Raw genomic sequence first — 12,360 nt, 5'->3', positions numbered from 1 at the left:
GAAGGAGAAGAGATGAAGTTTCGCAGAGGAGGGAAAAATTTTGGGCGCCATAAACAGAAAAACAGGTAAATCACGGGGTAAACTGCCTCTTTCCCCGGTCTGCTGTTATTTAAAGGGAATGACAGCCTTTGAGTAGGGTGTTGTATTATGATAGAGTAACTAACTGGTTAGTTACTTTGCATTATAAAACTCCGTCGAGGTAAGCTCAATGGCGCATCCTGCGATACAAAGCAAAGAGCGAATTCTTTCGGCCGCCGAGGAAATTTTCGCCGCCAAAGGTCTACGTGGCGCGCGGGTAGACGAGATCGCCGCTAAAGCTAAAGTCAATAAGGGGATGCTTTATCATTACTTTCGCAGTAAAGAAGATCTCTATGCCGCAGTACTCGAGGCTAATTTCGAGAAGGTCCTGGCCGCCACTAGCCAGGCCGCTAAAGGCAAAGGCGATCCCAAAGAGCAATTGGTGGAAGCGATAAAGACCTACTTCTATTTCCTGGCTCAAAACCCCCATTTCGCCCGTTTGATGTCCTGGGAGGCCCTGGAAGGCGGTGTCTACGCGAGAAAAGTCCTGCCACTTATATGGGAGGAAGGCTTACCCCAGCTTAAAGGGATACTGGAGGAAGGAAAGGCCAGGGGGGTCTTCCGCCCTGACCTGGATATAAGGCAGATGCTGACAAGTATAAGCAGTTTATGCATTTCCTATTTCACCAAAAAGGACATACTGGCAGTTCTTTGGCAAGATAACCCGGCCCACCCGCAGAACTTAGAAAAACGCTTGGAGCACATACTCGACTTGGTGTTAAAAAATGTCCTGCTCTAAAGGAGGGAACGCCTTTGCGCCGCAGAATGGTGCCCGCGCTATCTTTATTCCTCATCCTTATCTTGATGCTCACGGGATGCAGCAAAAGAGACGAGGAATTAGCCTTTAAAGTAGACGGGGTGGTGGAGGCCGAGGAGGTGGATGTGGCGGCCAAGATACCAGGCCGTATCGAAACAATTCAAGTAAAGGAAGGGGATACGGTAAAGGCGGGCCAGGTGCTGGCGTACATAGAAGTTAAAGAACTGAAAGAAAAAGAAAAACAGGCCCAGGCTGCGTTGGAGGCCGCCCGGGCCCAGTATGAAAAGGCCCAAAACGCCCTGCTCCTGCAGGAGAAGGCCAGCGAGGCAGACCTGCAGGCTGCCCGGGCCGCTTTGAATCAAGCCATGTCCCAGTACGATAAAGCCAAAAAAGGTCCCCGGGCCCAGCAGGTAGAGCAGGCCAGGGCCAAACTCGACCAGGCGAAAGCTGCTCTAGAGGTGGCGGAAAAGTCCTACCAGCGCACCAAGCAACTCTTCGAGTCCGGCGCTGTCTCCCAGCAGGTGCTGGACGAAGTAAAAGCCAAGTATGAAGCGGCCAGGCAAGAGATGCGCTATGCGGAAGAAGGTTTGAACCTTCTGGAGGAGGGGACCCAGGAGGAAGATATCCGCGCCGCGGCGGCTGCCGTTCAGCAGGCCCAGGCTGCCCTGTTAAAGGCCGAGGCGGGCAAAATACAGGTCCTGATCGCCAAAAGCGCGGTGCAAATGGCCGAGGCGGACTTAAAACGCGCGGAGGCGGCCCTGGCCGAAGTTAGGAGTAACCTGGAAGAAGCCGCTGTAAAGGCTCCCCGTGACGGTGTGATCGCCGTTAAGTACGTGGATGAGGGCGAGATGATAGCTGCCGGTATGCCTCTTTTTACAATTCAGCAGCCGGAAAAGAACTGGGTGAACGTAAAAGTGAAGGAGACGCTGGTGGGGCAAATTAAAGAAGGTCAGAAGGTGAAGGTGACAAGCCCCAATTTCCCAGGTAAGACCTTCGACGGCCAGGTAGAGTCCATCAGGCAGAAGCCCGATTACGCCACCCAGCGGGCCACCAACGAGAGGGGCGAGAAAGATATTGTCGCCTATAACGTAAAAGTAAGGCTGGACCATCCGGAGCTAAAGGCCGGGATGTCGGTGACCGTAGACTTCCAGGCTACGCAGGAGGAACAGTAAATGCTGGCCCAGTTCTGGTATGTCTTTTGCCGCGAGTGGCGGTATATACTTAAAAATAAGCGCCTGCTCTTTATCCTGGTGGGTGTACCTTTGCTTTATATCACTTTATTCGGCATTCTTTACAGCGCGCACGTGGTAAACCATATCAGCCTGGGTGTCCTGGACATGGACAATACGTCCTTAAGCCGTGCGGTCATCACAGCCTTCTGTGATTCCGACCGCTTCCGGTACACTACCAGGCTGGACAGCCAGAAAAGTATGGAAGAAGCCATGGAAAAAGGGAAGATAATGGCCGCCATCGTCATCCCTCCGGACTTTACGAAGAATATCAAGAGGGGTACGGGCAGCCAGGTGATGGTGGTAGTCAACGGGGCCAATATGATTATCGGGAACTCGGTCACTACAGCCGCAAGCGAAATCATCCAGACCCTTTCTGCCGGCACCCTCCTTACGAAGCTAGAAGCCAGCGGCCTCCCGCCCCAGGCAGCCAGCCAGTTCATCCAGCCCATAAGCTTCCGCTTGCGGGTTTGGTACAACCCCACCTATAACTATACTAATTTCCTGCTCTTGGGTCTCATGGCTACAGCAATCCAGCAGGTAGCTCTCCTCTATATGGCCGTGGCCGTAATCAGGGAAAAGGAACAGGGCACCTTGGGAGAAATAAGGGAGCGCTGCTCGAGCTCTTTGGCTGTTGCGGCAGGAAAAATCCTGCCCTACTTTCTCATCAACCTGATAACCCTTAACCTTCTACTGGCAGAAGGAGCTTACCTTTTCCAAATACCTTTTAAGGGCAACTACTTTTACTTATTGCTGCTGACCGTCTTCTTTTTAGGCTGCGTCTTAAGCCTGGGTGTCTTTCTTTCCACAGTGTGCCGCAATGAACTGGAGGCCACGCAGGTGGCCATGCTGTTGGCCGTACCGTCCTTTCTGTTTTCCGGCTATACCTGGCCGCTTATGGCCATGCCGCCGCTGGCCAGGGCTTTAGCCCGGCTCTTACCCCTTACCTATTATGCGGATAACGTTAGAAAAATCTTCCTGATGGACGCAGGCCTAAGCACTATGCTCCCCGACCTGCTGGTCCTGGCTGGCGCGGCCCTCGTTTTTTTCGGACTGACCGTAGTGGTGGTCAAGAGAAAATACCTGGCGGGAAATACGTGAAAGGGCGAGCCCCTGCTTAGCCATCATAAAACTCCCGGTTGGCCCGGGCGAAGAGCTCCAGTACCTCCTCAAAATCAAGATGATGCCTGCCCTCCAGGCATGCTACCGTGGCGGCCGCCTCCCGGGGGTCCGCGTGTTCCACCGGGGCGTCGGAGCCGGCCAGCAGGCGGATGCCTTTATCCCTCATGAGCCCCCAGGCGTAAGCGGTATTCATCCGGTTCGGGCCCAGCCTGGACCGCGCCCAGGACATTTCCCGGGAAAAGATAGGCTGTATACAGACGGGAATCTCGAGCTCCGCCAGGGCTTCCAGCTGCTCTTCTCTGGCGTACTGGACGTGCTCCAGGCGGTCCAGGGGATGGCGGGTCTGGCGCACGACCCACAGGAATTGATCCACGGCCCGGTCCCCTATGGCATGGACGGCCACAGGTTTATTCCTTTGGTGCGCCCTTTCCACCAGGGAAAGAAGCGCCCGGTCGGTGAAATTCAACACCCCGTAGTTGCCCGGGTCATCGGTGTACTCCCGGGTGAGGGCCGCCGTGCGGGCGCCGAGTCCCCCGTCGAGGAAAATCTTTAAGCCCAGGGCTTCATCCAAAAGGACGGGGTCAACGGTATAAAAATCCACCCGCATCTCTCCTTCGAGGCCGTCGAAGAGGGAGCGCTTCTGGCGGTCCATCCCCATATCAATGACCCACTCCGCCCCCATGTTTTTGAGTTCCCGCAAGCCTTCCGCCAGGATGCGGCGGCGGTCCAGGTTGAGCCCGTCGACGAGCTTCCGCAAAAGACTGGCAACGGCGGCCTCCCGGAAAACCCCGTCCCGGGAGAAAACCCCCAGCCTATCCATGGCCGCAGTGTTGGCCACCGCCAGGTGCAGGCAGGTCCGCACAATTATCGCCGGCTGCGGTCCGAAGGCCTTGTCCAGGAAGGCCCGGTCCGGGATTGTTTTCTCGGCCAGCCCTTCTTGATTAAAGCGGACCCCTATGGCCCACCCCTCCACCGGCTTGGCCTTCAAGGTTCCCACTAGCTCCTCTAGATTGGCACATTTCTCGAGATCCGCAAAGTGGTGGAACAGGGCAAATTCCCATACGTGTATGTGGGCGTCTACGTATCCCCGGCTGCCCATACTTTGGCCCTCCATAATCATCCCCCCACCCTTAGCTTAAACCCGGGACGGGGTTTATACAAGGACTTTCTGCCCGGCCCCGGCCCGGTGATCCCCTGCAGGGCATAAGAAAGCCCCCACCCGGGTGCATACCACCCCGGCGGGGGTCCTGGGGCACCCCAACTTTCTAGCCGGGCGTAATTTAGTTCCTCCCTTCCACCAGCTAAATCAACCTCTCAAATCGAGGGACAAAGCCCTGGCGTGTCCCTACTTTGGAGGGTAGGTGTGCTTGGATTTCGCTCGCCTATGGCTCCCTCGCGGGCCCAACGGGCACTCAACCTCAAAGCTTGAGGCGGACTTCCCGGCAGAATTTGAGCACTCTGTTTCGTTTACCGGCCGCAAGGCCCTGGCGGCCGCGGGTCCGCCTCCCCTTAGGGCTTTGTTCGATGCGGCAGCTCTGGTTCAGTCCCTCCCTTTCAGGCATGCCAGACCTCTCCCGCAAAAAGCGGAGGATAAATCAGCAGGGGCCCGGTGCTAGAGCCCAGGCTTTCCTTCCTCTCCCTTGATACGCCGGTACCACAGGGGGTGACGGCAGCGGGCATACTCCTCGCTCACGTAACCCGTCAGCATGCTGAAGATCAGGGGCCGGTTGGGTTTTAAAAGGAAGGCGGCGAGGTGGACCCCTATCCCCAGGATCAGGAGCACGGTAGCCACATTATGGAGGTGGGTGGCCCAGGTCACCACCCCGTAGGGCAGGGCAACCGAAGGGAGATTCTTAAGGACCTTTATAAAACCGGTGACGATGATTATAAAAAAGCTCACGGCCATATAGGCGTAGGCCAGGCGCTGCTCCGCCAGGTACTTATCCGCCGGCGGTTCTTCACCTCTACCGAACATAGCCTTGATAACCAGCCAGGACTCTTTGAAATCCCCCCGGCGGGGGATAAGATCGAACTCCTTTCTGGCCGCATGATAGGCCACGTGAAGGGCCACGGCGAATACCAGCCAGGCGGCGGCCGCATAATGGATTATCAGGGTAATCCCGAAATCCGAGGACCAGGACAACCCCGGCAGGCGGTCTACCATATAGCGCTTATAGAGGGGCAGTTGGCCCAGGCCGCTAAAAATGAGTAAGAAGGTGGAGAGGACTACGGAGCAGTGGACGAAACGAACCAGGCCGCTATGGCGCTTTACTCGGCCGTTAGCCATCCTTCTTCCCCCCCTGCAATCCCCTGTACGCGGCCACGCCCGCGGCCACCAGGCCGGCCACCGGGGCCAGGAGCACCGCCTGGGCCAGGCCGTTGGGCGTGTCCAGGAAATTGCCCACTCCCACGGGCATGGGCGGCTGCTGCTTCGCCGCCAACAGGGCCTTGTTTATGCTTTCAAAGGGTATGGCAGACACATAGAAGGTAGAAGTGCCCCCGTTCTCCTTCTCCCCGTAGATGTAGCCCCCCAGGGACCCGGCCCTGCGGTGGGCTTCCTGCCGCATCTCCTCTTTAGGCCCGAAGGCGAGGGCCCCGCGCGGGCAGGCCTCCACGCAGTCAGGTATCCCCCCGCGGGTAATCCGGCCGTAGCATAAATCGCACTTGTACATCACGCCGCCCCCGGCGAATTTTGGGGCGACCTTGAGGTAAAGGCCGACCCCGGCCTGTCGCTGGGGTATATGCCATGGGCAGACCTCCCGGCACTTGGCCCCCCCGAAACACACATGGGGGTCTATGACCACGGGTCCCTGGGGCTTTTTCTCCTGGGCGCTAAAGGGACAGAGGTTGGCACAGGGCGGGTTATCGCAGTGCATGCAGCGCCGGGGAATATACACCGTGACCCTTTGTCCCCCGTGCTCCACTTCTACTTCCTGGACAAAGGTCCAGTTATAGGGTGTAAGTCTATCGGTTACATGTTGTTTTTCCGACCAATCCTCGTAATTCTTTTGCGGCCAGTAGGGTTTGAGGTCTTCTTTGCGCGGCTGCGGGAACTTGTCCCAGTTGGCCTCCCGACAGGCATCCACGCACAGGGGCAGGCTGCGGTCTTTACATCCGTCACACCTGGTGAGGTCGATGAAGGTACCGAACTGGGTGACGGCCCCTTCGGCCGCCCTCACCCTTTGCAGGCCGGTGAGGGCCAGGGAGGCCCCCACTCCGGCCGCCAGGGAGCGCCTGAGAAACTCCCTCCGGTTCATGGGCCGAGTACAACCCCTTCCAAGAATTCTTCGGCCTTTATGGCTCTGTTTTTCCAAGGGCTTATACTATCATACTATACTTCTCTTTCGCCGTCAATATGTTTTAGCTTAAGCCAGAGGGACCAACCGACCGGTGCAGGGGGGCTGATATCCCACCAGGGGGAGGTCTCAGCCAATGCCGGCAGAGGTATTTAAACCCAGCCTGGAAGGCCGATCGAAGGGGCCAAAGGCATTAAGAGAATTGAAGGGGGAAGAGGAAAATTTCGGTTGTCCGGCGGGAAAGGTTTTTATAAAATTGAGGCGGGAAGTAAAGGATAAAATAGGACGCCTATATAATCTCCTCAAGTGAAGTGAGGGCTCCGGCCTATACCACGGGGGGAGGGGCCTGGGGCGGGTAGAAAGGGAAAGGCGGGAAGGCGACGTGAACGCCATGCCGGATAAAATTTCTTCGCTGGAAAATCACCTGCGGGAGCTTCTAGCCTCCAGGCCGGAGATCGTGTTCGCTTTTATTTTCGGTTCTTATGCCCGTGGAACAGCTAATAACTTAAGCGATGTAGATATTGCCATCTATGTGGACCAAACCCACATGCCGCCTCCGGGTCCGTACGGTTACATCAGCAACCTTGTGGTTGAATTGCAGCAGCAATTAAGGCGGCGTGTGGATATAGTAGTCCTCAACGAAGCACCTCCGGTCCTTCGTTTCCATATATTCTGTAAGACGGTAAATTACTCTTCTGCCGCGAAGCTTTAGCTCGTATACGTTTTCACGAAAAAACCGTACGTGAATTCCTTGATTTCCAACCCGTACTTAAGATGCAGGCCCAATACTTGCGCCGGCGCCTGGAGAACGGGGCCTTTGGAGGTGCCCAAAAGCAAAAGCTCACGATTTGGACCGCTATCTCAAGCATTTGGAAAAGTATAGAGGTACAACTGCGCAAGAACTCGAGGGTAACTTAGACCTGGCTTGGGTCATAGAACATGGCTTACAACTAATGTATTCAAATTGTCCTGGACATAGGCAGCTATATTCTGGCCGAGGAAGGAATCGTAGTTGATGAGTACGGTGATGTATTTGCCGAGCTGGCAAAACTTAAGGTACTCCCGGCAGAATTTGCCCGGGATATCTCCGGCATGGCGGGTTTCCGTAATATCCTCGTCCATGAGTACGCCAGGGTAAATAAGGCCAAGGTGGCAGAAGTGTTAAACCGCCGACTGGGAGATTTCCGGGAGTTCGCCCGGTATATAATTAAATACCAAATACCTGGACCGCCGCTGACGGAATCATTGTTCGCCCACTATGACTTCCCGCATATGGGCCAGGAATGCCTGCAGGTCCCGACGTAAAAGCCTCAGCCCTTCGGGAAGTTTTTGAACCAATCTCTCTAGGCGTTCGGCCACCAGATTAAAACCGTAAACGTTGCGAAACACATGACGGAAGCCGCGGTATTCGTCCAATAAAGCGGCCGTTTCTCTCTGGATCACAGGGGGACGTAGTTCCGGCAGGTCAAGGGTCATTTGTACCAACAGCTGCCGGTGCCATTCCGGATCGGTGGGAAGGCTGCGGTCTATTTCCCTGGCGATGATTTTAAAGATGTTTTCCGCCGCTACATAAAAATCATGGAGTACCGAGCCTGTTGCGCGCAGGAAAAAGGAGTCGCCGGTCGGAAAAGTTATCGTGGTACCCGGGTTTCTGCTTATCAACCCCCTTTCCGCCAGTTCGGCCTCCAGGCGGACCATATGCTCCAGTTCCTGGCGTATACGGCCTTCCAAAACGAGGAATTCTTCGCTGGTCATAGTTCATGTCCCCTTTTTTTGACTTCATCCCGTAAGCCCGGTAGGGCATCCTCGGCCAGGACGATACTAGGGGGAAAAGGTGCCGTGATGGCCTCTACTTCCGACCACATGCGCCAGTAAAGTTCCTTCGGCGTAAAGCCTTCTACAAATAAATCGATGTCCGAATGGGGGGTAAAATGCCGGCTCCAGGCCAGGGAACCGTAAAGGTAGACCCTGTTAACCCCGTATTTCTCCTTTAACCAACGGGCGGCCCGACGAGCTTTCGCCAGGGCTTCACGGCGGCGGTTGACGGCCGCCTGCCTCTCCCTTTCCGCCCGCCGTCGCCAGGCCTCCCGCAGGGAAGTAATATCGTCCGACACCAAACTTCCCCCTTTCTTCTGGGTCCAACACCCCGTGCCCCTTGCTCCCTGCAGTAGTATTGTACCTTCACCCGTGTTGACGGTCAACGGGCCTTTGCGCTGGCATCCCTAGACCTCTATCCCGGCCGGGGCGCACGGTAAACAAAAAAGCGCGGGGGTTTATCCCCCGCCCTTCCCTCTATGGTATTAGATGGCATGGTCCCTAACCGGGCCGGAATCCGCAACTCCCAGCTCCCGTTTCTTCTCTTCCCATAGGCTGCGGCCCATGGAGGTGACCCACACGGCCTCGCCTATGGCTTTGCCCAGTCCTCTGACGGTGGCCATGCCTACTTCGTCATCGGCAGCCCCCTGGGCTTTGCCGTCCCTGGTCCATACCGTGCCGCCGCTGTAACAGCCGCCGATGCCGCCGCACACCAGGATTTCATGCATGAGGTAGAAATTGATAATGGCCAGGAGGGCCGTCTCCTGGCCGCCGTGGCGCGTGCCCCCCAGGGCGATGGCGCCCCCCACTTTGTTGCGGAGTTTGCCCGGGTGCACCAAAAAGATGGGACGCAGACGGTTAAAGCAGGCGGCCAGTTGGGCGGTGATATTCATGTCGTATACCGGCGAACCTATAATAAAGCCGTCGGCTTCCAGCACGAGCTCTTCCAGTTCTTTGATGTCGTCCTGGATGTGGCACATGGTCTTCTCCCGTATGCACCGGTCGCAATGGGTGCAGAAAGCGATTTTCTTGCCCCTCACACTCCAGTAGCGGGTAGTAATACCGGGAAAGCGGGCGGCCTCTTCCAGGGCCACCTGCACCGCATAATCGGTAGCCCCTTTGCGGGGGCTGCCGCTGATACCTAGAATAACGGGCATAATTTTCTTCCTCCTTCCCCTGACCTTCTTCCCGGCGGCACCCGGCGAGCCGCCGTAATCCCGGCGGAGCCGGGCACCATGTGCTTGAGGCCCTAGGGCCTCCCCCGCAGCTTGGCCAGGATCCTTTCGGGGGTCACCGGCAGTTCGTCGAAGTCAACTCCCAGGGCGTCGGCCACGGCGTTAACCACCGCCGGTGCCACGGGCACGGTGGAAGCCTCGCCGATGCTTTTGGCCCCAAAGGGCCCCGGGGGTTCTCCCTCCTCGATGAGCAAAACTTCTATCTCCGGCATATCCTTGGCCCGGAACACCCGGTAACCCTTCAGGCCGGCATTGAGTACCTTGCCGCTGGCCGGATCGACAATAAGCTCCTCCGTCAGCCCGTACCCCAGCCCCATCTGGATGCCGCCTTCTATCTGTCCTTCCACATACATGGGGTTGATGGCCCGCCCTACATCGTGGGCCGCCACATACCTGAGCACCTTTACCCGTCCGGTCTCCGTGTCGACTTCCACTTCGGCCAAATGCACCCCGTAGGAGTTGGGGCCGGCGACGGAGGCGAAGCTCTCGTAGGCCTTGATCTCCCGGCCGCCCTCCTTGCTCAGCTGGGCCGCCGCCACGATGTCCCCCAAGGGGACTTTCTTGTCCGGGCAGTGACGGCAGTAGGCGAAGCCACCCCCCAGTTCAAGTTCCTCCTCCTTTACCCCTAACACGGAAGCGGCCACTTCCAGAAGTTGACGGCGTATGCTCCGGGCGGCCTTCAGGGCCGCATTGCCGGCCACCCATACGCCGCGGCTGGCGTAGGTTCCCAGGTCCCAGGGAGTTAACTCGGTGTCCGCCTCCACAACCTCAACCTGCTCGGGCGACAGGCCCAGCACTTGGGCAACTATCATGCACATCATGGAGGTACCCCCCTGGCCCAGATCCTGGGTGCCGGTGAACATGGTAACCGTACCGTCCTCGTTCATCTTCAGGGCCACGGTGGTCATGTCCACGTGCACGCCGAAGGTGCCGTTGCCGTGGTTCCCCGCCGCCACGCCCACTCCCCGCCGGAAGCGCCCTTCTCCCTTGGGCTGCCGGGCCTTTTCCTCCCAGTTGAACCGCTGCGCGCCCTTTTCCAGGCAGTCCAGGACGCGGCAGTTCCCCAGGGAGGTCCCAAACCGGGGATTTATGTCTCCCGGCCTGACCAGATTCCGGCGCCGGAATTCTACCGGGTCGAGGCCCAGCTTTCTGGCTATCTTGTTAAGGTGGATTTCGCGGGCGGCTACAAGCTGGGGAGAACCGTAGCCCCGCATGGCACCTCCCACGGGACAGTTGGTGTATACGGAGTAAGCCGTCACCCGGAGGTCGGGAATGCGGTAGAGGCGGAAGGCCTTGTCGATCATGGCCCCCGTGACGTTTAGGGCGCTGGTGGCGTAGGCGCCGGTATTGAAGTAGGCGGTGATGTCCTGGCCGACGATGGTGCCGTCCTTTTTCACTCCCGTCCGCAAATAGTACACGGCCGAGTGGCGTGTGCGGGTGGAAACCATGACCTCCCGCCGGTTCATTTCCACCAGGACCGGCCGTCCGGTCTTCATAGATAACAGGGCGGCTACCGGCTCCAAGACCGCCTCCAGTTTGCCTCCGAAGCCCCCTCCCACAGGCGGCTTGATGACCCGGACTTTATTCACCGGCAGGCCGAAGATTTCCGATAGGATGATCCGCGTGGCGAAAATGTTCTGATTTGCGCTCCATACGGTGAGCTTGCCCGCCGTGGCGTCGAATTCGGCCAAGCTGGCGTGGGGCTCTAAGGCCACATGGGTAACTATAGGCAGCTTGATACGGTCGGTAAACACGTAATCGGCGCCGTCCAAAGCTTTTTCAACATCGCCGGCCGCGGCCTCCAATTTCTTTACCACGTTGCCGCCCTCATGGACCTCCGGTGCCCCCGGCCTCAGGGCCTCCTCCGGGTCGAAAACCGCCGGCAGTTCCTCATATTCAACCTCGATAAGCCGCAGGGCCCTTTCGGCAGTTTCCGGGTCGTCCGCCGCCACCGCGGCCACCCGGTCCCCCACGTACCTCACGGTGTCCGTCAGGATGTATTCGTCCCGGGGAATGTCGTGGCCCTTAAAGCGCAAGGCGCTGTTGTAGGCCACGGGCGGTACATCCTGGTAGGTGACCACTGCCCGCACTCCGGGCAGGGATTGGGCCCGGCTCACGTCTATCCGTTTGATGCGGCCGTGGGCCACCGGGCTGAAGAGGATCCGGCCGTAGAGCATACCCGGCAGGCGCATATCCCCTACGTACACCGTACGGCCCGTAACCTTCGCCACGGCATCGCGGAGAGGAAGCCTCCGGCCGACAATCTGCCCGTCCTCCCCCGCCTGGGGGACCGGGATCTTTTTTACCTCGCCCCGGAGCCTGGCGGCGGCCAGTTCCACGGCCTGGATGATTTTGACGTAACCGGTGCAGCGGCACAAGTTATCATCTAGAGCTGCACGTATTTCTTCCCGTGTGGGGTTGGGATTTTTGTCCAGCAGCGCCTTGGCAGCGATTATCATGCCGGGGGTACAGAAGCCGCACTGGACAGCGCCGGTGGCTATAAAGGCCTCCTGCAGGGGGTGGAGGGAGCCGTCCTGGCTCAAGCCTTCTATAGTGACAATTCTCTTGCCCTGCGCCCTGCGGGCCAGGATGGTGCAAGATTTGACGGCCTCCCCGTCCACCAGCACCTTGCAGGTGCCGCAGTCGCCGCTTGAGCATCCGCACTTGGTGCCCCTCAGGCCCAATACCTCCCGCAGCACCTTCAGCAGGGTCCAGTTGGGCTTCACGTCCACCTCGTAGTCCTGGCCGTTAACATTGAGCCGGATGCGTTCCACATTTAATCACCCTCCCGGCAAGGGAGAGGGGGGACTCCCGGGAACCCCCCTCGT

12 protein-coding genes are annotated in these 12,360 nt (G+C 58.0%); 5 read left to right on the top strand and 7 right to left on the bottom strand.

Going from position 1 to position 12,360, the window contains the following annotated elements; genetic code table 11:
* Positions 1–208 precede the first annotated feature (208 nt).
* From TAMC210_RS00725 to TAMC210_RS00715, 3 genes are read left to right on the top strand one after another with little or no spacing between them, the layout of a single operon-like run.
* Positions 209–817 (top strand): TetR/AcrR family transcriptional regulator, encoded by a 609-nt coding sequence (locus tag TAMC210_RS00725; RefSeq protein WP_173296908.1) that lies wholly within the window; start codon positions 209–211, stop codon positions 815–817.
* Positions 818–831: 14 nt separating this feature from the next.
* Complete coding sequence (locus TAMC210_RS00720) at positions 832–2,007, top strand: HlyD family secretion protein (RefSeq protein WP_173296907.1); 1,176 nt, start codon at positions 832–834, stop codon at positions 2,005–2,007.
* Positions 2,008–3,165, top strand: coding sequence for an ABC transporter permease (locus TAMC210_RS00715; protein WP_173296906.1), 1,158 nt, complete (start codon positions 2,008–2,010; stop codon positions 3,163–3,165).
* Between the two features lie 16 nt (positions 3,166–3,181).
* Here TAMC210_RS00715 and TAMC210_RS00710 read toward each other — a convergent pair whose 3' ends face one another.
* The 3 genes from TAMC210_RS00710 to TAMC210_RS00700 all read right to left on the bottom strand — a co-directional run bounded on the left by TAMC210_RS00710 (position 3,182) and on the right by TAMC210_RS00700 (position 6,443).
* Positions 3,182–4,300 carry an amidohydrolase gene (locus TAMC210_RS00710; protein WP_217267208.1) on the bottom strand — a complete coding sequence of 373 codons (1,119 nt, stop codon included), beginning with the start codon at positions 4,298–4,300 and terminating at the stop codon, positions 3,182–3,184.
* 498 nt (positions 4,301–4,798) lie between these two features.
* Positions 4,799–5,473, bottom strand: a complete 675-nt coding sequence (locus TAMC210_RS00705; protein WP_173296905.1) for a formate dehydrogenase subunit gamma — start codon at positions 5,471–5,473, stop codon at positions 4,799–4,801.
* Positions 5,466–6,443, bottom strand: coding sequence for a 4Fe-4S dicluster domain-containing protein (locus TAMC210_RS00700; RefSeq protein ID WP_173296904.1), 978 nt, complete (start codon positions 6,441–6,443; stop codon positions 5,466–5,468). The genes TAMC210_RS00705 and TAMC210_RS00700 overlap by 8 nt, the downstream gene beginning before the upstream one ends.
* A 430-nt stretch (positions 6,444–6,873) precedes the next feature.
* Between TAMC210_RS00700 and mntA the strand changes: the two genes are divergently transcribed.
* Positions 6,874–7,194, top strand: a complete 321-nt coding sequence (gene mntA, locus TAMC210_RS00695; protein ID WP_173296903.1) for a type VII toxin-antitoxin system MntA family adenylyltransferase antitoxin — start codon at positions 6,874–6,876, stop codon at positions 7,192–7,194.
* Between the two features lie 245 nt (positions 7,195–7,439).
* The gene (gene hepT / locus TAMC210_RS13805) at positions 7,440–7,787 is read left to right on the top strand and encodes a type VII toxin-antitoxin system HepT family RNase toxin (RefSeq protein WP_173297498.1); all 348 of its coding nucleotides are present in this window, start codon (positions 7,440–7,442) and stop codon (positions 7,785–7,787) included.
* On the opposite strand, the gene TAMC210_RS00685 is transcribed toward hepT, so the two are convergent.
* The 4 genes from TAMC210_RS00685 to TAMC210_RS00670 form a co-directional block, all read right to left on the bottom strand.
* Positions 7,725–8,237, bottom strand: coding sequence for a hypothetical protein (locus TAMC210_RS00685; RefSeq protein WP_173296902.1), 513 nt, complete (start codon positions 8,235–8,237; stop codon positions 7,725–7,727). The two genes, hepT and TAMC210_RS00685, sit on opposite strands and share 63 nt — an antisense overlap.
* Positions 8,234–8,596: a nucleotidyltransferase family protein gene (locus TAMC210_RS00680; protein WP_173296901.1), complete on the bottom strand. Its 363-nt coding sequence runs from the start codon at positions 8,594–8,596 to the stop codon at positions 8,234–8,236. The genes TAMC210_RS00685 and TAMC210_RS00680 overlap by 4 nt, the downstream gene beginning before the upstream one ends.
* A 186-nt stretch (positions 8,597–8,782) precedes the next feature.
* A complete protein-coding gene (locus TAMC210_RS00675; protein WP_173296900.1) occupies positions 8,783–9,454 on the bottom strand; it encodes a flavodoxin family protein in 672 nt (223 codons plus the stop codon).
* Positions 9,455–9,546: 92 nt separating this feature from the next.
* Positions 9,547–12,306: a molybdopterin-dependent oxidoreductase gene (locus TAMC210_RS00670; protein ID WP_173296899.1), complete on the bottom strand. Its 2,760-nt coding sequence runs from the start codon at positions 12,304–12,306 to the stop codon at positions 9,547–9,549.
* Positions 12,307–12,360 lie beyond the last annotated feature (54 nt).

Source organism: Thermanaeromonas sp. C210, assembly GCF_013167955.1.
In the GTDB taxonomy this organism is placed as follows: domain Bacteria; phylum Bacillota; class DSM-521; order Neomoorellales; family Neomoorellaceae; genus UBA12545.
Note: the sequence above shows the minus strand (reverse complement) of the source record. Positions and strands in the feature narration are given on the sequence as shown.

Coding starts and splice junctions, on each gene's coding strand:
- TAMC210_RS00725 (WP_173296908.1), top strand. CDS start 209: ATGGCGCATCCTGCGATACAAAGCAAAGAGCGAATTCTTTCGGCCGCC.
- TAMC210_RS00715 (WP_173296906.1), top strand. CDS start 2,008: ATGCTGGCCCAGTTCTGGTATGTCTTTTGCCGCGAGTGGCGGTATATA.
- TAMC210_RS00710 (WP_217267208.1), bottom strand. CDS start 4,300: ATGGAGGGCCAAAGTATGGGCAGCCGGGGATACGTAGACGCCCACATA.
- TAMC210_RS00705 (WP_173296905.1), bottom strand. CDS start 5,473: ATGGCTAACGGCCGAGTAAAGCGCCATAGCGGCCTGGTTCGTTTCGTC.
- TAMC210_RS00700 (WP_173296904.1), bottom strand. CDS start 6,443: ATGAACCGGAGGGAGTTTCTCAGGCGCTCCCTGGCGGCCGGAGTGGGG.
- mntA (WP_173296903.1), top strand. CDS start 6,874: ATGCCGGATAAAATTTCTTCGCTGGAAAATCACCTGCGGGAGCTTCTA.
- TAMC210_RS00685 (WP_173296902.1), bottom strand. CDS start 8,237: ATGACCAGCGAAGAATTCCTCGTTTTGGAAGGCCGTATACGCCAGGAA.
- TAMC210_RS00675 (WP_173296900.1), bottom strand. CDS start 9,454: ATGCCCGTTATTCTAGGTATCAGCGGCAGCCCCCGCAAAGGGGCTACC.